Consider the following 19,853-nt stretch of genomic DNA (forward strand, 5'->3'; position numbering starts at 1 on the left):
TCAGCCCTCGCCGCCGTTGCGGGCCGGGCGGGCCGGGTGGGCCGGGTGGGCCGGGAACGACCGGCGGTAGTCCGTCGGGGAGACGCCCACCTGCTTCAGGAAGTGGTGGCGGAGGTTGTTCGCCGTGCCCAGGCCGCTGAGTTCGCCCACCTTCTCCACCGGCAGACCGGTCGACTCCAGCAGCGCCTGCGCCCGGGCCAGCCGCTGGTTCAGCAGCCACTGCAGCGGTGTCGTGCCCGTGGCCGCCTGGAGGCGGCGGTAGAAGGTGCGCGGGCTCATCGAGGCCCGGCGGGCCAGGTCGTCGACCGAGAGCGGTTCGTCCAGGCGGGCGCGGGCCCACTCCAGGACGGGGCCCAGCCCTTCGTCGTCCGTCGCCGGGACGGAGAGGTCGATGAACTGCGCCTGCCCGCCCTTGCGGTGGGCCGGGACGACCATCCGGCGGGCGAGCTGGTTGGCCACGTGCGCGCCGAGGTCGCGCCGGACCAGGTGCAGGCACAGGTCCAGGCCCGCCGTCAGGCCGGCGCTGGTGAGGACGTCGCCGTCGTCGACGTACAGGACGGAGTCGTCGACCCGCACCTTCGGGTAGCGGGCGGCCAGTTGGGCCGTGTGCATCCAGTGCGCGGTGGCCCGGCGGCCGTCGAGGACGCCGGCCTCGGCGAGCGCGAAGGCGCCCGTGCAGAGGGAGACCATGCGCGCCCCGGCGTCCCGGGCGTCCCGCAGGGCCGCGATCAGCTTCGGCGGCAGCGGTACGCCGTCCTCGACACAGGCGTCGGGGACGGACGGGACGATGACGGTGTCCGCGCCCGCCAGGTCCTCGAGGCCGTAGGGGGTGCGCACCGCGAGCCCGGACGCCCCGGCCGGGCCCGCGCCCTCGTCCGTACCGCACAGCCGCAGGTCGTACCAGGGATCGGCCAGGTCGGGCTGGGGCTTGCCGAAGACGGTCAGCGGGATGCTCGCCTCGTACAGGTCCCACGACGGGAAGGGGATGTCGTTCGGGATCACCACGGCGACGGAACCGGCCGGGCCGGCGGAACCAGCAGCACTCATCCTCCCGAGGCTACCCCGGCGCCATCACCCCTGGCCGTGGCAGGAATTGGGCGGCTCGCGGCACTGCCGTCACTGTCCGGGTCCGGCTCCCGCTGCGAGCGTGGTCCCGTCGCAGGAGACCGTCCGAGGAGCTGAGCATGACCACCCTTCCCACCCCCGCCGCCACTGCCGCCGCCACGCCCGCCCCCGCCCCCTCCCCCGCGCCCGTGACCGTCATCGGGCTGGGCTCGATGGGGTCGGCGCTGGCCGCCGCACTGCTGGGCGCCGGGCACGCCGTGACCGTCTGGAACCGGTCCGCGGACAAGGCGCGCGAACTGGTCGGGCGGGGCGCCCGGCTCGCGCCCTCGCCGGCCCAGGCCGTCGCGTCGAGCCCGCTGACGGTCGTCTGCGTGCTCGACTACGAGGTGATGTACGCGCTGTTCGGCGACGACGACCTGACCGGGCGGACCCTGGTCAACCTCTGCTCCGGCTCGCCGGAGCAGGCGCGCGAGGCGGCCGGCTGGGCGGCGGCGCGCGGGGCGGCGTACCTCGACGGGGCGATCATGACGACGCCGCCGGGCGTCGGGAGCGCGGAGATGATGTTCCTCTACAGCGGGTCCCGGGAGGTGTTCGAGACCTGGGCGCCCGTCCTGCGGGTCCTCGGCGACCCGCTGTACCTCGGCGCCGACCAGGGCATGGCCTCCCTCTACGACGCGGCGCTGCTGGGCCTGATGTGGGCCGCCCTGACCGGATGGCTGCACGGCACCGCCCTGGTCGGGTCCGAGAAGGCGACGGCGGCCGATTTCACGGCGATCGCGGTGCGCTGGCTGGGCGCGGTGTCGGGGTTCATGACGACGTACGCGGGCCAGGTGGACGCCGGGCACTACCCGGGGGACGACGCCACCGTCGACGTGCAGATCGCCGCGATCGACCACCTGCTGCACGCGGCCGGGGCGCGCGGCCTGGACAACGCGCTGCCCGAGCTGCTGAAGGCGACCATGCAGCGGGCGAAGGCGGCCGGGCACGGCGCGAGCAGCTACGCGGGCGTGATCGAGGTCCTGCGGGCGCCGGGGCGGTGAACACGGGCCCGGGCGGGGCGCGGTGAGCCCATCGGCGGCGGGCGGTGAGCCCGCGGGTGGGCTCACCGCGCGCCGCCGGCCGGGCCCGGGCTCGGGGCCGGGGAGGTCGGGCGGGGCCGGTCAGGGCTCCGCCAGGACTCCGTCCAGGAAGGGTTCCAGGGCTGCCCGCCAGGCGGCCGGCTGGTCGTAGTGGAGGTAGTGGCCGGCGTCGGGGATCTCCGCGTACTGGCCGGCCGGGAGGACCCGGACCATCTCCTGGGCCTCCGCGCGGCCGAGTTCGCCGTCGAGGCCGCGGACGACCAGCGTGGGGCAGCGGACCTGGGCGAGTTCCTCCCAGTGGGCGTCGTGGACCCAGGTCTCGCGGGCGGTGAGCATCTGGGAGCGGGAGAAGAGGGGCCGCCAGCCGTCATGGGCCCGGTGCATGACCTCGGCGAAGAACTCGCCGCGGCCGGGGTCGGGGCGTTCGACCCACGGGTCGTCCTCGCCGAACCAGCGGCGGGCGGCGTCCTGGGTGGGGAAGGGCAGGGGCCAGCGGCGGAACCAGTCCTCCCACTGGCGCTGTGAGGCGGCGCCGAGGGCGGAGGCGCGCATGTCGCAGATGACGAGGGCCCGGACGAGGTCGGGGCGGCGGGCGGCGAGCTGCCAGGCGGTGAGCGCGCCCATGGAGTGGCCGACGACCGTGACGGGCGCCAGGCCCAGCTGCTCGACGGTGGCCTCGGCGTCGGCGACGAAGGCCTCACGGGTGTACGGGCCGTGCTCGGGCGCCTCGCTCTGGCCGTGGCCGCGCTGGTCGAGGGCGACGACGCGGTGGCGGCCGGCGAGCCAGCGGGCGGTGCCGGCCCAGTGGAAGGCGCGGCCCATCAGCCCGTGGAGTAACAGCACCGCGGGGCGGTCCGGTTCGGGAACGGAAGCCGGACCGTGAGCCGGACGGGGACGGTGAGCCGGACCGGGGACGGAGGACGGGCCGGGGGCGGCGGACGGATCCCGGCCGGGAGCGTCCGTGTCCCACTCGGCGGCGGCAGGTTCGCGGAACTCCCACGCGGCCAGGCGCACGCCGTCGGTCCCTGTCACATCGAAGCGCTGTACCACCGCAGATGCACCCCCTTCGCTCCCGGCCAGACTATCGAACCCGCATTCGAAAACGGCCTTCCCGCCGCCAACACCGCTCTTTCGAGTGACCTTGCTCAAGGATTGGCCGCCGCTGCCGAGGGGAGATTCCCCACGGGAGGCGGGCCGCTCGGGGAAGACGGTCCGAGGGGATTGACCCTGGGAGCTCGGGGCTCCGGGTCAGCAAGGGGAGGACCGGTCCCGGCGCCGTGAGGCGCCGGGACCATCCCTACCCAGGAACAGGAATCCGACGCTCAGCCCTTGGCGACGAAGACGTGCGAGGCGATCTCCGCCTCCAGCTCGGCGGCCTCGCCGCCGCTGCCGACCAGGACACCGCCCGGCGACTCCGTCACGCTCACCACGGCGCCGGGCTGCACGCCCGCCCGCCGCAGCGTGTACATCAGCTGCGCGTCCGTCTGGATCGGCTCGCCGATCCGGCGTACGACCACGGTCTTGCCCTCGGTGCCCGGGTCCAGCTCCGAGAGGCTCACCATGCTGTCGTCGAGGAACGGGTCGGCCTCCGCCTTCTCGCCCAGCTCCTCCAGCCCCGGGATGGGGTTCCCGTAAGGCGATTCCGTCGGGTGGCGCAGCAGCTCCAGGACGCGCCGCTCCACCGCCTCGCTCATCACGTGCTCCCAGCGGCAGGCCTCGGCGTGCACCTGCTCCCACTCGAGCCCGATGACGTCCACCAGGAGACACTCCGCCAGGCGGTGCTTGCGCATCACGCGCGTGGCCAGCCGCCGGCCCTCCTCGGTGAGCTCGAGGTGACGGTCGCTGGCGACGGCCACCAGGCCGTCCCGCTCCATGCGCGCCACCGTCTGGCTCACCGTCGGACCGCTCTGGTCGAGCCGCTCGGCGATCCGGGCGCGCATGGGGACCACACCTTCCTCCTCCAGCTCAAGGATGGTGCGGAGATACATCTCCGTGGTATCGATCAGTCCGGACATTCGTGCCCCTCGGATATCGTGCGCTGGCCCTGCCCCAATTCTGACGCATCGGGCCGACAACCGTCCCGTCCCTGGCGTCAGCGGGCCGTCGCGACGCGGATTGACGCCCGTATTGACACGTCCTTGGTCCAGACCGCACGGTGAGCGGCGGACACGGACGCACCCCATCACTGGAAGGGCCCTCGGCGTATGAGCGAGAGCAAGCTGGCCGGTCAGTTCTTCGACGCCGCCATCGGTCTGCTGCAGCGCGTCCGTGACGAGGAGGCCTCGGGCATCGCCGAGGCCGGCACGGTCGTCGCGGACGCCGTCGCGGCCGGGAACCGGCTCTTCGCCTTCGGCGCCGGGCACTCCTCGCTGCCCGCCCAGGACGTGGTCTACCGGGCCGGCGGGCTCGCGCTGATGAACTTCCTCGCCGTGCCCGGCACCGCCGGCATCGACGTCATGCCCGCGACCCTGGGCAGCGCGCTGGAGCGGGTGGACGGTCTGGCGGGCGCGGTCCTCGACTCCAGCCCGGCCGCCGCGGGCGACGTCCTGGTGGTCATCTCGCTGTCGGGGCGCAACGCGCTGCCCGTGGAGATGGCCATGAACGCCCGCGCGCTGGGCCTGAAGGTCATCGGTGTCACGTCGGTGGCGTACGCGACGGAGACCAGGTCCCGGCACGTGTCGGGGACCTTCCTCAAGGACCACTGCGACATCGTGCTGGACAGCAAGATCGCGGTCGGCGACGCGGAGCTGAGCCTGGACGGCATCGACGCGCCGTTCGCCCCCGCCTCCACCGTGGTGACCAGCGCGATCATGCAGGCGGTGATGGCCGCGGCGGCCGGCGAGCTGCTCGCGCGCGGCGTGGAGCCGCCGCTGCTGCGCTCGGGCAACGTGGACGGCGGCCACGAGTGGAACGGCCGCGTGATGAAGGAGTACGGCGACCGGATCTTCTTCCGCCACTGACCGCCCGGCCGGCTTCCGGGTCAGTCCGGCGGGCCGTCCTGCGGCTTCCGGCCGGCCGTCGTAGCGGCCAGGTCCACGTCCTCCGCGACGCGGGAGGCCACCTCCTCCGCGTACGCCGCGTCCGCCCGGTCGAAGGCCGGGCGGGACGGGCCGCGGACGAAGGTCAGCACGCCCAGCGTCCGGCCCCGGCTGCGCAGCACCGTGCACAGCGCGTGCACCGCGCCCTCGGGCCACTGGCGGGCCCTCGCCCATCCGTCGGCCGCCTCGCCGCGCGGCGCGCCGGCCCGTACGGAGCCGATCCGGTCCAGCGCCTGGAGCGCCGGGTGCGCGGGCGCGTACCGCACCGGGATGGCGCCCGGCCCGGGCAGCAGCGGCACCGGTCCCGCCGACCCGGACGGCGACACCGCCGACCGCACCAGCCGGCCCTCGCCCACCACCACGTCGATCAGCGCGTGGTCGGCGAAGCCGGCCAGCGCGAAGTCCAGCCGGACCGCCGCCGCCTCCGCCGGGTCCTCGCACTCGGCGGCCGCCCGCCCGGCCCGGTAGAGCTGGTTCGACCGGAACCGCAGCTGCGCGGTGTCCAGCTCGGCCTGGCGCGCCTCGGTGATGTCCTGGAACAGCCAGCCCACCCCGAGCGGCACCGGTTCCTCCGCCAGCGGCGAGGCCAGCCGCAGGAACCCGCACCGCCAGCACCGCCGGCGCACCTTCTCCGGGCCCGCCGCTGCCGGGCTCACCCCTGCTGAGCTCACCCCTCCCGGGCCCGCCCCTCCCGGGCCCGCTCCTTCCGGCGCCGCCTCCTCCGGGGTGCGCACCGACACCCACAGCTCCATCGGCGCGGGTGGCGCGCCCTCGGCCAGGACGTGCGACAGCGCGCCCTCCAGCTCCTCCGCGCCCTGGGCCAGCAGATCCCCCAGCGGCCGCCCGAGCAGCGCGGTGCGCCCCGAGCCGAAGGCCCGTGCGGCGTGCTGGTTGACCACGGCCGGGCGCAGGTCCACGTCCACGAGGACGACCCCCCAGGACGCGTCGTCCATAAGGGCCTCGCTCAGCGCGATGGAGCGTTCCAGGTCGATCTGGGCGTGCACCTCGCTGAAGGCGCAGTAGACCCCGGCGGGCTTCCCGTCGGCCCCCGGCACCCCGGCCGACTGGGTGCGGACGAGGACCCGCCCGCCGTCCTTGGTGACCAGGGCGAACTCGTGGACCTGGCGGCCCGGAACGTCCTGGGCGGCCATCAGCCGGTCGGCCACGTCCTGGGCGTCGGCGGCCCGCGCGGCCCAGCCCGCGAACCCGCGCCGCCCGACGGCCTCGGCGGCCGACCAGCCCAGGATCCGCTCCGCCTCCCGGTTCCAGTGCGTGATCACGCCGTCGGCGTCGAACGCGCACAGCGCCGCGTCCATGCCGTCCAGAAGCGCGGCCAGCAGATCCTCGGTGGTCTCACTACGTCCGGAAGCACTCACCTGGCACCCCCTGCAGGTGTTCGCGTGTGCGGCACGTCAGATCATTGAACTGGAACGTGACGCAGCCCACACCGCATTCCCCCGATTCCCCCAGAATAAATCGCTTGAGGGTCCCGTGAGCGGCTCCTAGGGTGGGCTGTACACGAGAAGGGAGGTGGTTCCGGAAATGTATGACTACCGGACGCGTGAGGTGACTGCGGGCTAGCGCTCGCTGTCGCACGCACCCAGTGCGGTCGGCTCCGTCGCCGGCCAATCCCAAGCAGTCACCCGACCCGCGCGCTCGCCGGTACGTCCGGCCGGCTCCTCTCACTGCAGGAGAGGAACCCGAGCGCGCGGGTCGCCTGCGTTCCCGGGGCCTTCCGCCTTTCGCCTTCCGCTTCCGTCAGGGGCAGAGCCGCTCGACGCGCCACACGCCGCCCTCGCGGACGTACTTCAGCCGGTCGTGCAGCCGGTTCTCGTGCCCCTGCCAGAACTCGACCTCCTCCGGTACGACGCGCAGCCCGCCCCACTCCGGCGGGACCGGGACCTTCTCGTCCTCCGGGTAGCGCTCGGCGAGCTCGGCGTAGCGCCGGTCCAGCTCCGCGCGCGAGGCGATGACCTGCGACTGGTCGCTGGCCCAGGCGCCCAGCTGGGAGCCGTGCGGGCGGGACCGGAAGTAGGCCGCGGTCTCGTCCCGGCCGACCCGCGCGGCGGTGCCGGTCACGATGACCTGGCGGGCGATGGGGTGCCAGGGGAAGAGCAGGGCGACGTACGGGTTCTCCGCGATCTCCCGGCCCTTGCGCGAGGCGTAGTTGGTGTAGAAGACGAAGCCGCGCTCGTCGAACTGCTTGAGCAGCACGGTGCGGGAGCTGGGGCGGCCGTCCGGGGTCGCCGTCGAGACGACCATGGCGTTCGGCTCGAAGATGTGCGAGAGGGAGGCCTGCCGGAACCAGGAGGCGAACTGCGTCATGGGATCCGCGGCGAGGCTGTCCTCGGTGACGATCTCCGAGCGGTACTGCTTGCGCATGATGGCGGGATCAAGGTCGTGGGCGGTCACCCGGCCATCCTGCCCCAGCACCACCCCCGGAGTGCCGCTGGGGGTGTGCCGTATGTCACGCTTCCGCACATCAAGCGGAACGGACAAAATCTTGGGGCCGGTCCGCTGGTCCCCGTGCGGGTGACCATCGGCCGTGCCGGGCATCAACGGGGATGACCGCGCCGGACCGCGAATCACGCCGGGAGCCGCGCGTGTTCGCACTATCTGAGGAGCCGCCTGATGTCCGACTTCGTACCCGGGCTCGAAGGGGTCGTCGCGTTCGAGACCGAGATCGCCGAACCCGACAAGGAGGGCGGAGCCCTCCGCTACCGCGGGGTCGACATCGAAGACCTCGTCGGCAACGTCTCCTTCGGCAACGTCTGGGGCCTGCTGGTCGACGGTGCCTTCAATCCGGGCCTGCCCGCCGCCGAGCCCTTCCCGATCCCCGTGCACTCCGGTGACATCCGCGTCGACGTGCAGTCGGCGCTCGCGATGCTCGCCCCGGTGTGGGGGCTGAAACCGCTGCTGGACATCGACGAGCGGACCGCCCGCGACGACCTGGCGCGGGCCGCGGTCATGGCCCTGTCGTACGTCGCCCAGTCCGCGCGCGGCCAGGGCCTGCCCATGGTGCCCCAGCGGGAGATCGACAAGGCCGACTCCGTCGTCGAGCGGTTCATGATCCGCTGGCGGGGCGAGCCGGACCCGCGCCACGTCAAGGCCGTCGACGCGTACTGGACCTCGGCCGCCGAGCACGGCATGAACGCCTCCACCTTCACCGCGCGCGTGATCGCCTCCACCGGCGCGGACGTCGCGGCGGCGCTGTCCGGCGCCGTGGGTGCCATGTCGGGCCCGCTGCACGGCGGTGCGCCCTCGCGCGTCCTCGGCATGATCGAGGAGATCGAGCGCACCGGCGACGCCGTCGCGTACGTGAAGAAGGCCCTGGACAAGGGCGAGCGGCTGATGGGCTTCGGCCACCGCGTCTACCGCGCCGAGGATCCGCGCGCCCGGGTGCTGCGCCGTACGGCCAAGGAGCTGGACGCGCCGCGCTACGAGGTGGCGGCGGCGCTGGAGAAGGCCGCGCTGGAGGAGCTGCACGCCCGCCGTCCCGACCGGGTGCTGGCGACGAACGTGGAGTTCTGGGCGGCGATCATGCTGGACTTCGCGGAGGTCCCGGCGCACATGTTCACGTCCATGTTCACCTGCGCCCGTACCGCCGGCTGGTCGGCGCACATCCTGGAGCAGAAGCGCACCGGCCGCCTGGTGCGCCCCTCGGCCCGCTACATCGGCCCGGGCAAGCGCAACCCGCAGGACATCGAGGGCTACGCCGACATCGCGCGCTGACCGCGCCCCACGCCCGGACGGCTGTACGGCCGTCCGGGCGCGGTCCCGTCGGGGTCCGTCCGCTCAGGGACCGAGCGTGGCGTCGATGATCCGGGACCACTGGGCGACGACCCGGGCGCGGCGGGCGGTGTCGTCGGTGAGGACGTTGGCCAGGCCCAGGCCGCGGGCCATGTCGAGCAGGCCCTGGACGGTCTCGCGGACGCCGGGGACGGATTCGTCGGCACCGAGGAGTTCGACGGCGATCCGGTGGGTCTCGCGGCCGACGCGGGCCTCCAGTTCGGTGACCCGGGGCCGCAGCTGCTCCTCGTTGGAGGCGGCCACCCACAGCTGGAGGGCGGCGCGGAAGAGGGAGCCGGTGTAGAGGTCGACGAGGGCCTCGACGGCATCGGAGCGGTCGGTGGCCGGGCCGGCGTGGAAGAGCTCGCGCAGGGCGGCGGAGCGTTCCTCGGCGACGTACTCGACGGCGGCGGTGAAGAGGTCCTCGCGGGTCGGGAAGTGGTACTGGGCGGCGCCGCGCGAGACCCCGGCGCGTTCGGCGACGACGGAGACCGTGGAGCCGGCCCAGCCCTGTTCGGCCAGGCAGGAGACGGCGGCCTCCAGCAGGTGGCGGCGGGTGACGCGGCTGCGAGCCTGCTTGGGTCCGGTCACCGCGCCCATGACGGGTCCCGGCGCTCGAAGCGGGCCGTGATGCCCTCGCGGGCCTCCTCGGAGGCGAACAGGCGCGCGGACAGCTCCGTCAGCTCCGCGCCGTCGCGGCCGAGGGCCTCCCGTACGGGTGCCGTGACCAGCCGCTTGGTCGCGGCCAGGGCCTGCGGCGCGGCCCTGCGCAGGCCGTCGAGGACACCGTCGAGGGCCTGGTCGACGTCCTCGGCGTGCAGGGTGAGCAGGCCGATGCGGGCGGCCTCGGCGGCGCCGAAGGCCTCCGCGGTCAGGAAGTAGCGGGCGGCGGCCCGGGGGTCGAGGCGGGGCAGCAGCGGGGCGGAGATGACGGCCGGGGCCAGCCCCAGGTGGGTCTCGGTGAACGCGTACGTGGAGGCGGGGCCGGCCGCCGCGATGTCGCAGACGCCGAGCAGCCCCAGGCCGCCGGCACGGACGTGGCCGGTGACGCGGGCGACGACCGGCTTGGGCAGCTCGGCGATCTCGTGGAGCAGGGCCAGGAAGTCCGCCGGGGCACACGGCGACTTCAGGTCGGCGCCCGCGCAGAAGGTGGACCCGGCGTGGGTCAGGACGAGCGCCCGTACCGCCGGGTCCGCGCCGGCCGCGGCCAGGGCCGCGCGCAGCTCGCCGACGAGGGCCTCGGAGAGTGCGTTGCGGTTGGCCGGCGAGTCGAGCGTGAGCGTGGTGATGCCGCGGGCGTGCGCGGATCCGACGATCGGGTTCATGCCGTCCCTTCTTGCTGGTGCTCAGTAGGACTTGGGGAGGCCCAGGGTCTGGTGCGAGACGAAGTTGAGGATCATCTCGCGGCTGACGGGGGCGATCCGCGCCACGCGGGAGGCGGTGATCAGGGCCCCCAGCCCGTACTCGCGGGTGAGGCCGTTGCCCCCCAGCGTGTGGACGGCCTGGTCCACCGCCTTCACACAGGCCTCGCCGGCAGCGTACTTGGCCATGTTCGCGGCCTCGCCCGCGCCCATGTCGTCGCCGCTGTCGTAGAGATGGGCGGCCTTCTGCATCATCAGGCGGGCCAGTTCCAGCTCGATGTGGGCCTGGGCGAGCGGGTGGGCGATGGCCTGGTGGGCGCCGATGGGCTCCTTCCACACCTGGCGGGAGGTGGCGTACTCGACGGCCCGGGCGAGGGCGTAGCGGCCCATGCCGATGGCGAAGGCGGCGGTCATGATGCGCTCGGGGTTGAGCCCGGCGAACAGCTGGAGCAGACCGGCGTCCTCGTCGCCCACCAACGCGTCGGCGGGCAGCCGTACGTCGTCCAGGACCAGTTCGAACTGCTTCTCGGCGGCCTGGAGCTCCATGTCGATGACCGAGCGCGAGAAGCCGGGGGCGTCGCGCGGGACGATGAACAGGCAGGGCTTGAGGCGTCCGGTGCGAGCGTCCTCGGCACGGCCCACGATCAGCGTGGCGTCGGCGATGTCGACGCCGGAGATGAACACCTTGCGGCCGCTGAGCACCCACTCCTCGCCGTCGCGGCGGGCGGTGGTGGTGATGCGGTGGGAGTTGGATCCGGCGTCGGGCTCGGTGATGCCGAAGGCCATGGTGCGGCTGCCGTCGGCCAGACCCGGCAGCCAGGCCCGCTTCTGCGCCTCGGTACCGAAGCGGGCGATGACCGTGCCGCAGATGGCGGGCGAGACGACCAGCATCAGCAGCGGGGAGCCGGCGGCGCCCAGCTCTTCGAGGACGATGGACAGTTCGGCGATGCCGCCGCCTCCGCCGCCGTACTCCTCGGGCAGGTTGACGCCGAGGTAGCCGAGCTTGGCGGCGTCGGCCCACAGTTCGTCGGGGTGGCGGCCCTCGCGGGCGACCCGGGCCAGGTAGTCGCGCCCGTAGCGCTGCCCGAGGGCGGCGACGGCGCTGCGCAGGGCGGTGTGCTCTGCGGTTTCGAGGACGGGGCTCATGGGTGCGGTTCCTCCTGGACTACGGCGAGCAGGGCGCCGACCTCGACCTGATGGCCGGGGGCGGCGTGGAGCGCGGTGAGCGTGCCGGAGGCAGGGGCGAGGATGCGGTGCTCCATCTTCATGGCCTCCAGCCAGAGCAGGGGCTGGCCGGCGGTGACGGCGGCGCCGGGGGCGAGGCCCTCGGCGACGCGGACGACCGTGCCGGGCATGGGGGCGAGCAGTGAGCCGGGCTCGGTGCGGTCCTGGGGGTCGGCGAACCGCGGCAGCCGGGTCAGGGTGTACGAGCCCAGCGCCGAATCGACGTACAGCTCAGGCTTGTTCGAATTTCGTTTCACGTGGAACACGCGCTGGACCCCGTCCAGCTCGAGGGCCACGCGGTCGGCGGTGACGGTGCGGACCCGGACGCCGTCGTGCCCCTCGGGCTCCAGCCCGGCGCGGGTGTGGCGGTAGCGGATCTCGTACGTCGTGTCGCCGGTGCGGTAGGAGCGGATCTGCGGCTGCGAGGGCACGTTGCGCCAGCCGCCGAGGCGGGCGGTGAGCGGGGCGCGGGGGGACGGGACGGTGTCGGCGAGGGCGGCCGCGAGGGCGGCGAGGCGGGCACCGGGTCGGCCGTCGGCGTCACCGCCGGGGGTGGCGGTGAGCGTGGCGAGGTGGCGGTCGTAGAAGCCGGTGTCGAGGCGGGCGGCGGCGAACTCCGGGTGGCGCAGGGACGCCACGAGGAGCTCGCGGTTGGTGGTCAGGCCGTGGATCCGGGCCCGGGACAGGGCGTGGGCCAGGGCCCGGACGGCCTCGGCACGGGTGGGCGCGTGCACGATGACCTTGGCGAGCATCGGGTCGTAGTGCACGCCGACGGTGTCACCGTCGGCGAAGCCGGTGTCGACGCGGACGCTGCCGGTGCCTGCCCCCGTGCCGGTGCCGGCTCCGGGGATGTCGAGGGTGTGCAGGACGCCGGTCTGCGGGCGCCAGTCCTGGGCGGGGTCCTCGGCGTACAGGCGGGCCTCGACGGCGTGGCCGCCGGGTGCGGGCGGGGCCGGGGGAAGCGGCTCGCCCTGGGCGACGCGCAGCTGGAGGGCGACCAGGTCCAGGCCGAACACGGCCTCGGTGACGGGGTGTTCCACCTGGAGACGGGTGTTCATCTCCAGGAAGTACGGCCGGCCGTCGGCGGTGACGAGGAACTCGACGGTGCCGGCCCCCCGGTAGGACACGGCGCGGGCGGCGGCCACGGCCGCCTCGTGGAGGGTGGCGCGCAGTTCCTCGGACAGGCCGGGGGCGGGGGCCTCCTCGATGACCTTCTGGTGGCGCCGTTGCAGGGAGCAGTCGCGGGTGCCCAGCGCCCAGACGGTCCCGTGGGCGTCGGCGAGGATCTGCACCTCGACGTGCCGGCCGCGTTCGACGTACGGCTCCGCGAACACCTCGCCGTCGCCGAAGGCCGAGCGGGCCTCGGCGGCGGCCGCGGCCAGCTCGTCCCCGACGGCGTCCAGGTCCCGTACGACGCGCATGCCGCGGCCACCGCCGCCCGCGGCGGCCTTGAGCAGCAGGGGCAGGTCGGCGGCGGTGGCGGTGGCCGGGTCGACGGGGTCGAGCAGCGGCACGCCGGCGGCGCGCATCAGCTCCTTGGCGCGGGTCTTGGACGCCATCGCCTCGATCGCCTCGGGCGGCGGGCCGACCCACGTCAGCCCGGCGGCCACCACCTCGCGGGCGAAGTCGGCGTTCTCGGAGAGAAATCCGTACCCGGGGTGCACGGCGTCAGCGCCGGCGGCCAGGGCCGCCTTGATGACCAGGTCACCGCGCAGGTACGTCTCGGCGGGCGCCGCCCCGGGCAGCCGGACGGCCGCGTCGGCCTCGCGCACGTGCAGGGCGTCGGCGTCGGGGTCGGAGTGGACGGCGACGGTGTCCAGGCCCAGGGCGCGGGCGGTCCGGAAGACCCGGACGGCGATCTCGCCCCGGTTGGCGACGAGGAGGGAGGTCAGGGGGGTCGGGGGCTGGGGGTTCTGGTTCATGGGCGGGCTCACATCCGGAAGACGCCGAAGCCGCCACGGGCGCCCTCGACGGGGGCGTTGTGGACGGCCGACAGGCACAGGCCGAGGATGGTGCGGGTGTCACGCGGGTCGATGACCCCGTCGTCGTAGAGCCGCCCGGACAGGAACAGCGGCAGCGACTCGGACTCGATCTGCGCCTCGACGAACGCACGCATCCCGGCGTCCTGCTCCTCGTCGTACGGCTGCCCCTTGGCGGCGGCGGACTGCCGGGCCACGATCGACAGCACGCCGGCGAGCTGCTGCGGGCCCATGACGGCGGACTTGGCGCTGGGCCAGGCGAACAGGAAGCGGGGGTCGTAGGCCCGGCCGCACATGCCGTAGTGGCCGGCGCCGTAGGAGGCCCCGATCAGCACGGACAGGTGCGGGACGCGGGAGTTGGACACCGCGTTGATCATCATCGCGCCGTGCTTGATGATGCCGCCCTGCTCGTACTCCTTGCCGACCATGTAGCCGGTGGTGTTGTGGAGGAAGAGCAGCGGGACGTCCCGCTGGTTGGCGAGCTGGATGAACTGGGCCGCCTTCTGCGACTCGGCGCTGAACAGCACGCCCTGGGCGTTGGCGAGGATGCCGACCGGATAGCCGTGCAGGCTCGCCCAGCCCGTCACCAGGCTGGTCCCGTACAGCGGCTTGAACTCGTCGAAGTCGGAGGCGTCGACGAGCCGGGCGACGACCTCGCGCGGGTCGAAGGGGGTGCGCAGGTCGGCGGGCACGATGCCGAGGAGCTCCTCCGGGTCGTACAGGGGCTCCGGCGCCGGCCCGGGATCCGGCTGCGCCTTGCGGTGGTTGAGACGGGCGACGACCCGGCGGGCCTGCCGGATCGCGTCCTCCTCGTCGACGGCGTAGTAGTCGGCGAGCCCGGACGTACGGGCGTGCATGTCGGCGCCGCCGAGGGACTCGTCGTCGCTCTCCTCGCCCGTGGCCATCTTCACCAGGGGCGGGCCGCCGAGGAACACCTTGGAGCGGTTCTTGATCATGATGGTGTGGTCGGACATCCCGGGGATGTACGCGCCGCCGGCGGTGGAGTTGCCGAAGACGACGGCGACGGTGGGGATGCCGGCGGCGGAGAGCCGGGTGAGGTCGCGGAAGATCGCGCCCCCGGGGATGAAGATCTCCTTCTGGGAGGGGAGATCGGCACCGCCGGACTCGACGAGGCTGATGCACGGCAGCCGGTTCGCGTACGCGATCTCGTTGGCCCGCAGGGCCTTCTTCAGCGTCCACGGGTTGGAGGCGCCGCCGCGTACGGTCGGGTCGTTGGCGGTGATCAGGCACTCGACCCCTGACACGGTGCCGATGCCGGTGACCATCGAGGCGCCGACGGGGTAGTCGCTGCCCCAGGCGGCGAGCGGGGACAGCTCCAGGAACGGCGTGTCGGCGTCCAGCAGCAGCTCGACGCGCTCACGGGCCAGCAGCTTGCCGCGGGTGCGGTGGCGCTCGGTGTACTTGGGCCCGCCCCCGGCCAGCGCCTTGGCGTGCTCGGCGTCGAGCGCCGCGAGCCGCTCCAGGGCGGCCTCGCGGTGGGCGACGTGATCGGGGTCGCGGGGGTCGAGGGCGGTGGTGAGGCGGGTCATGGGCCGACCTCCGGCTGGGGCGGGGAGCTGATGAGGTGGGTGGGGATGTCGACGTGACGCGCGCGGAGCCATTCGCCGAGGGCCTTGGCCTGCGGGTCGAAGCGGTGGCCGGAGGCGACGCCGTCGCCGAGGAGGCCGGTGACCGTGAAGTTCAGGGCCTGGAGGTTCGGGAGGGCGGTGCGGGTCACGGTGAGGCCGCGGGTCTCGGGGAGGAGGCGCTGGAAGGTCTCGACGGTGAGGGTCTGCTCCAGCCAGGCGTAGGCGGCGGTGGGGGTGGCGGTGGCCTGGTCGGGGTCCGGGTCGATCCAGACGCCGACGTTGGCGTCACCGCCCTTGTCGCCGGAGCGGGCGCCGATCAGGTGGCCCAGGGGGGCGCGGGTGGTGGGGACCGGGGGGTTGGGGGGCGGTGCGTCGGCGGCCGGGGGCCCTGCGGGCGGCTTCTCCCCCACCCCGCCCCTTCCCGGTACCGGGGCTCCGCCCCGGACCCCGGTCTCGGGGGCTCCGCCCCCCAACCCCCGCGCCTCAAACGCCGGCGGGGCTGATTGGGCGGGCGGGGCTGGAACGGTAGGCGGGGTGGGTACGCGGGTGCCGTCTGGGAGGACTGCCACGTGGGGGACGGCCTCGGTCGGGATCGTGGAGGCCGTGAAGACGCCGTACGGCTGGGCCGCCGCCGGCGGGGCCGTGACGTGGAAGCCCGGGTAGCTGGCCAGGGCCAGCTCGATCGCCGCGCCCGTCAGGGCCCGCCCGACCCGGTCCGGGGACGGGTCCCGGACCACCAGCCGCAGCAACGCGCCGGCCGTCTCCTGCGTGTCCGCGTCCGCGTGGTCGGTCCGGGCCAGCGTCCACCGCACCCCCGCGATCCCCTCCAGCGCCTCCGCGAGCTGCGCGCGGACCAGGTCCGCCTTGGCCTCGATGTCCAGGCCGGTGAGGACGAACGTCACCTCGTTGCGGTAGCCGCCGATGCGGGTGACGCCCACCTTGAGGGTGCCGGGCGGCGCCTCGCCGCGCACCCCGTGGATCCGCACCCGGTCCGGTCCGGCGCTCTCCAGGCGGACCGTGTCGAGGCGGGCCGTGACGTCCGGGCCCAGGTACCGGGCGCCCTGGGTCTCGTACAGCAGCTGCGCCGTGACCGTGCCGACGGTCACCGCGCCGCCCGTACCCGGGTGCTTGGTGATCACCGAGGAGCCGTCCTCCGCGATCTCCGCCAGCGGGAAGCCGGGGCGGCGTACGTCGTGGCGCCCGAAGAACGCGTAGTTGCCGCCGGTGGCCTGCGTCCCGCACTCCAGGACGTGCCCGGCCACCACCGCCCCCGCGAGCCGGTCGTGGTCGTCCGGCGCCCAGTCGAACCACCAGGCGGCCGGCCCGGTCACCAGCGCGGCGTCCGTCACCCGGCCGGTGACGACCACGTCCGCGCCGGCCCGCAGGCAGGCCGTGATCCCGGCGCCGCCCAGGTAGGCGTTGGCGGTCAGCGCGCCGTCGGCGTACGGCATGAGGTCGTCGCCCTCGACGTGCGCGACGGTCGTGGGCAGGCCCAGCTTCTGCGCAAGCGTCCGGATCGCGTCCGCGAGCCCGGCCGGGTTGAGGCCGCCCGCGTTCGTGACGATCCGCACGTCCTTCTCGTGCGCGAGCCCGAGCCCCTCCTCCAGCTGGCCCAGGAAGGTCTTGGCGTAGCCGAGACCGGGGTTCTTCAGCCGGTCGCGGCCCAGGATCAGCATGGTCAGCTCGGCCAGGTAGTCCCCGGTGAGGACGTCCAGCGGCCCGCCGGCCAGCATCTCGCGCACCGCCTCGAACCGGTCCCCGTAGAACCCGGACGCGTTGCCGATGCGCAGCGCCCGCCGGGTCACGACGCCGCCCCGGGCGCCCGCCCCGGCCCCGCCGGACCGGCGAAGGCCTGCGCGATGTCCAGCCAGCGGTCGGCGTCGGGCCCGGCCGCCCGGACGCCGAGGTCGGCCCGGTGCGCCCGCTGGGTCACGAGCAGGCAGAAATCGAGCGCCGGCCCGGTGACCCGCTGGCGCGCGTCGGGCGGCCCGTAGGCCCACAGCCGTACGTCGTCCCCCTCGGCGAAGGTGAGCTCGACGCGGAACTCCTCGGTGGGGGCGGGCAGCCCGCGCACGGCGAAGGCGTAGTCGCGCGCCCGTACGCCGATCCGCGCCACATGACGCAGGCGGGCCGTCGGGACCCGCCGCACACCGAGCGCGTCGGCGACGTCCTGGCCGTGCGCCCAGGTCTCCATCAGGCGGGCGCTGGCCATGGAGGCCGCCTTCATCGGCGGGCCGTACCAGGGGAAACGGGTGTCGGGCGAAGCGGCGGCGAGCGCCGCGTCGAGGGAGTCCCGACCGGTCCGCCACAGCGCCAGCAGCTCGGCCGGCGGCAGGACCGCCCCCTCGTCGGCGCCGTCGTCCACGAACGAGTCGGGTGCGGCGAGCGCTTCGGCGACCATCGCCCCGAAGCCCTCGGCATCGGTGACCGCCAGCAGGGCGGCACGGTCGGTCCACGCGAGGTGCGCGATCTGGTGGGCGACGGTCCAGCCGGGCGCGGGGGTGTCCTTGGCCCACGCGGCGGGTGGCAGCTCCCGGACCAGCAGGTCGAGCTCGTGGCCTTCGGCCCGGAGATCGGCGAGAACGGCGGCGGCGGCAGACGGTTCGGACACGGTGTGCTCTCCTCGGGGACCCCGGGACACGACGGCGTGAGGAGAGACTGGCAGCGCCCAAGAAAACAAGCAAGCGTGCTTGCATGGTTTTTTCCGGCGGACCAACGAGTTCCCGCCAGCCGCCAACCGGGTTCCACGGAGCTGGACTTGCCCCCTCCCCGTTGGGCGTTGGAGGGGTTCCGGGGTCATCCCGTCAGCCCTCACTGTCCTTCCGTGCCGGGCCGGCCCGCCAAGAGCGCTCCTTCGTCGCGTCGCTTCGCGATTCCGCTTCGCTCCACTCCTGACAGGCCGTCCCGTCCCGGAAAGACAAGGACTGTCGGGACGCCCCCGAAAGAACGGGAGGTCGGCACTCCACCAAAGCGAAGGGTTCCAAGGCCCACCCAGTGGCCCGGCCAGTCCGGTTCGCCGCACGCCAGGTGCAGAAACCGCCCCGTGGCGAGCAGGCGCGCCCGATCGCTACGCGCTCCTGCGGATGGGCGCCTGCGGCCCGGCTTGGGGCCGGAAGCTTCTCCAGGGCCCCAGGGAGCCTCCCGGGGCCGGAAGTTGCGAGAGATGGGCACTGGCGGGAGGTCATCTGATCCACTTCTCCCGGGAGTCTCTCCAGAGCCCGCAGAATGATCGGATTGCCCCACTATGGTGGTCACTCCCAGGCGTGCACTCCCACTGACTGCCCGCCGGGTATCACCAGAGGGGGATCAGACGCCTGAGAGAGCAGCGAGCAGCAATCCGAGGCGGCCTATGTCCCGCCACAGGCGGGCCGCACCCGCTATGCCGACAGGAGCGCGTAGCGATCGGGCGCGCCTGCTCGCCCGGGTCGGCTTCCGCAGCCTGGGGGGAGGGGGGCCTGCCTGCCCGACCCTGGGTCGGCCCTTGGAACCCCCGGGCATGGAAAGGCTGCCCCCTCCCGTTCCTTCGGGGGCTTCCCGACAGTCCTTGTCTTTCCGGGGCGGCCTGGCCTGTCAGGAGTGGAGCGAAGCGGAATCGCGCAGCGACGCGACGAAGGAGCGCTCTTGACAGGTCAGGTCGCCCCGGAAGGACCCTGAGGACTGACGGGCAGCCCCTGTACCCTTCTACTCCACTGGCCCGGCAAGGCCGAGGAAGGCGGACCAAGCGGCCGGGGTGAGAGCCAGCTGGGGTCCGGTCGGGTTCTTGGAGTCACGGACGTGGATGGTCGAGGGGCAGGCGGCCACCTCTACGCAGTTGCCGCCCTCACCGCTGCTGTACGTCGACTTCCGCCACTGGTACGCGACTTCGACGCAGTTGCCGCCCTCACCGTCGCTGTAGCTGCTCTTGTACCAGGACAGTTCTGTCGTGTTCATCTCTCTCCCAGCATCTTCTCGATCAGAGCAATGGACTCGTGGGGCGTGAGCGCCTGTGCCCGGATGATCCCATAGCGCTCGCTGTAGACACGCACCTGTTCGGGGTCGGTGATCAAGTTGGCTTGCCCGTAGATCTCCGTGTAGGCCACTTCCTGGCGCCCCTTGGGGCGCAGCAGAGTGAACGGGGCGTCGAGGCTGGGGTGTTCCTCTGCGTCAAGCGGCATGATCTGGAGGTGTACCGTCCGGCGCGAGCCGACCTCGACGAGGCGGCGGAGCTGTTCGCGGTGGACCTCGCGGCCGCCGAGAGGGCGGTGCAGCATCGCCTCCTCCAGGACGAAGCTGAAGGTCGGAGCCGGCCAGCGGTCCAGGATCACCTGGCGGGCCAGGCGGTCCGCCACCCGCTTCTCGATGGTTTCCTCGTCCAGCATCGGCCGACGGTGGCGGAAGAGGGCCCGCGCGTAGGCCTCGGTCTGGAGCAGGCCCGGGATGGCCTGGACCTCGTAGTAGTGCAGCGCCACCGACTCGGCCTCGGCGGTGGCGAACCGGCGGAACCAGTCCGGATGCCGCGTTCCATCGCGCTGATCAGGTCCTGGCCGACGTGGGTGAGAGCGGCCAGTTCCTTCTGCTGGAGGCCCGCGCGTTCGCGCAGGACTTTGATCATCTTGCCCAGGGCCCGGAAGAGGTAGGCGGTGCCGTCGACCTCCACGGGGCGTTCCGGCTGTTCTTCGCGGTCTGACAGGTCGCTCATCGGCTGAACCGTCCTCGTACGTACCGTGCGTACACGCAGATGCGGGCAGCC

At 73.7% G+C, this 19,853-nt stretch carries 17 protein-coding genes and 1 pseudogene; 4 read left to right on the forward strand and 14 right to left on the reverse strand.

Translation table 11 applies throughout. From position 1 onward, the window contains the following. Complete coding sequence (locus ACIPXB_RS24645) at positions 1–1,047, reverse strand: GlxA family transcriptional regulator (RefSeq protein ID WP_401453364.1); 1,047 nt, start codon at positions 1,045–1,047, stop codon at positions 1–3. A 137-nt stretch (positions 1,048–1,184) separates the two neighbouring features. Between ACIPXB_RS24645 and ACIPXB_RS24650 the strand changes: the two genes are divergently transcribed. After that, the gene (locus tag ACIPXB_RS24650; protein ID WP_401453366.1) at positions 1,185–2,105 is read left to right on the forward strand and encodes an NAD(P)-dependent oxidoreductase; all 921 of its coding nucleotides are present in this window, start codon (positions 1,185–1,187) and stop codon (positions 2,103–2,105) included. Between the two features lie 120 nt (positions 2,106–2,225). On the opposite strand, the gene ACIPXB_RS24655 is transcribed toward ACIPXB_RS24650, so the two are convergent. Together ACIPXB_RS24655 and ACIPXB_RS24660 are read right to left on the reverse strand one after the other, a co-directional pair. Continuing rightward, positions 2,226–3,194, reverse strand: a complete 969-nt coding sequence (locus ACIPXB_RS24655; RefSeq protein WP_401453368.1) for an alpha/beta fold hydrolase — start codon at positions 3,192–3,194, stop codon at positions 2,226–2,228. 272 nt (positions 3,195–3,466) lie between these two features. Then, a complete protein-coding gene (locus tag ACIPXB_RS24660) occupies positions 3,467–4,159 on the reverse strand; it encodes a metal-dependent transcriptional regulator (protein ID WP_401453370.1) in 693 nt (230 codons plus the stop codon). A 189-nt stretch (positions 4,160–4,348) separates the two neighbouring features. On the opposite strand from ACIPXB_RS24660, the gene ACIPXB_RS24665 reads away from it, so the two are divergent. Beyond that, a complete protein-coding gene (locus ACIPXB_RS24665) occupies positions 4,349–5,104 on the forward strand; it encodes an SIS domain-containing protein (RefSeq protein ID WP_401453372.1) in 756 nt (251 codons plus the stop codon). A gap of 20 nt (positions 5,105–5,124) precedes the next feature. Here ACIPXB_RS24665 and ACIPXB_RS24670 read toward each other — a convergent pair whose 3' ends face one another. Together ACIPXB_RS24670 and pdxH are read right to left on the reverse strand one after the other, a co-directional pair. Beyond that, positions 5,125–6,558 carry a PAS domain-containing protein gene (locus tag ACIPXB_RS24670; RefSeq protein ID WP_401453374.1) on the reverse strand — a complete coding sequence of 478 codons (1,434 nt, stop codon included), beginning with the start codon at positions 6,556–6,558 and terminating at the stop codon, positions 5,125–5,127. 382 nt (positions 6,559–6,940) lie between these two features. Beyond that, on the reverse strand, positions 6,941–7,564 hold the full coding sequence (gene pdxH, locus ACIPXB_RS24675) for a pyridoxamine 5'-phosphate oxidase (protein ID WP_401453420.1): 624 nt from the start codon (positions 7,562–7,564) through the stop codon (positions 6,941–6,943). Positions 7,565–7,813: 249 nt separating this feature from the next. Between pdxH and ACIPXB_RS24680 the strand changes: the two genes are divergently transcribed. After that, the gene (locus tag ACIPXB_RS24680) at positions 7,814–8,914 is read left to right on the forward strand and encodes a citrate synthase 2 (RefSeq protein ID WP_401453376.1); all 1,101 of its coding nucleotides are present in this window, start codon (positions 7,814–7,816) and stop codon (positions 8,912–8,914) included. 63 nt (positions 8,915–8,977) lie between these two features. On the opposite strand, the gene ACIPXB_RS24685 is transcribed toward ACIPXB_RS24680, so the two are convergent. The 9 genes and pseudogenes from ACIPXB_RS24685 to ACIPXB_RS24725 all read right to left on the reverse strand — a co-directional run bounded on the left by ACIPXB_RS24685 (position 8,978) and on the right by ACIPXB_RS24725 (position 19,715). Further along, positions 8,978–9,571, reverse strand: a complete 594-nt coding sequence (locus tag ACIPXB_RS24685) for a TetR/AcrR family transcriptional regulator (protein WP_401453378.1) — start codon at positions 9,569–9,571, stop codon at positions 8,978–8,980. Next, a complete protein-coding gene (locus ACIPXB_RS24690; RefSeq protein WP_401453380.1) occupies positions 9,559–10,296 on the reverse strand; it encodes an enoyl-CoA hydratase family protein in 738 nt (245 codons plus the stop codon). Before ACIPXB_RS24690 ends, ACIPXB_RS24685 begins: the two co-directional genes overlap by 13 nt. A 21-nt stretch (positions 10,297–10,317) precedes the next feature. Beyond that, positions 10,318–11,478 carry an acyl-CoA dehydrogenase family protein gene (locus ACIPXB_RS24695; RefSeq protein WP_401453382.1) on the reverse strand — a complete coding sequence of 387 codons (1,161 nt, stop codon included), beginning with the start codon at positions 11,476–11,478 and terminating at the stop codon, positions 10,318–10,320. Further along, a complete protein-coding gene (locus tag ACIPXB_RS24700; RefSeq protein ID WP_401453384.1) occupies positions 11,475–13,478 on the reverse strand; it encodes an acetyl/propionyl/methylcrotonyl-CoA carboxylase subunit alpha in 2,004 nt (667 codons plus the stop codon). Before ACIPXB_RS24700 ends, ACIPXB_RS24695 begins: the two co-directional genes overlap by 4 nt. A gap of 8 nt (positions 13,479–13,486) precedes the next feature. Continuing rightward, entirely contained in the window at positions 13,487–15,085 is a 1,599-nt protein-coding gene (locus ACIPXB_RS24705) for an acyl-CoA carboxylase subunit beta (RefSeq protein ID WP_401453386.1), read from the reverse strand. Then, positions 15,082–16,857, reverse strand: a complete 1,776-nt coding sequence (locus tag ACIPXB_RS24710) for an acyclic terpene utilization AtuA family protein (RefSeq protein ID WP_401453424.1) — start codon at positions 16,855–16,857, stop codon at positions 15,082–15,084. Before ACIPXB_RS24710 ends, ACIPXB_RS24705 begins: the two co-directional genes overlap by 4 nt. A gap of 68 nt (positions 16,858–16,925) precedes the next feature. Beyond that, a complete protein-coding gene (locus ACIPXB_RS24715) occupies positions 16,926–17,735 on the reverse strand; it encodes a TIGR03084 family metal-binding protein (protein WP_401453388.1) in 810 nt (269 codons plus the stop codon). Positions 17,736–18,805: 1,070 nt separating this feature from the next. Next, positions 18,806–19,054: a DUF397 domain-containing protein gene (locus ACIPXB_RS24720; protein ID WP_401453390.1), complete on the reverse strand. Its 249-nt coding sequence runs from the start codon at positions 19,052–19,054 to the stop codon at positions 18,806–18,808. Continuing rightward, positions 19,051–19,715, reverse strand: a pseudogene (locus ACIPXB_RS24725) (Scr1 family TA system antitoxin-like transcriptional regulator). Before ACIPXB_RS24725 ends, ACIPXB_RS24720 begins: the two are co-directional and overlap by 4 nt. Between ACIPXB_RS24725 and ACIPXB_RS24730 the strand changes: the two are divergent. Beyond that, entirely contained in the window at positions 19,653–19,790 is a 138-nt protein-coding gene (locus ACIPXB_RS24730) for a hypothetical protein (RefSeq protein WP_401453426.1), read from the forward strand. The pseudogene ACIPXB_RS24725 and the gene ACIPXB_RS24730 sit on opposite strands and share 63 nt — an antisense overlap. Positions 19,791–19,853: the final 63 nt, after the last annotated feature.

Source organism: Streptomyces sp. NPDC090022 (genome assembly GCF_044748145.1).
Taxonomy (GTDB): Bacteria; Actinomycetota; Actinomycetes; order Streptomycetales; family Streptomycetaceae; genus Streptomyces.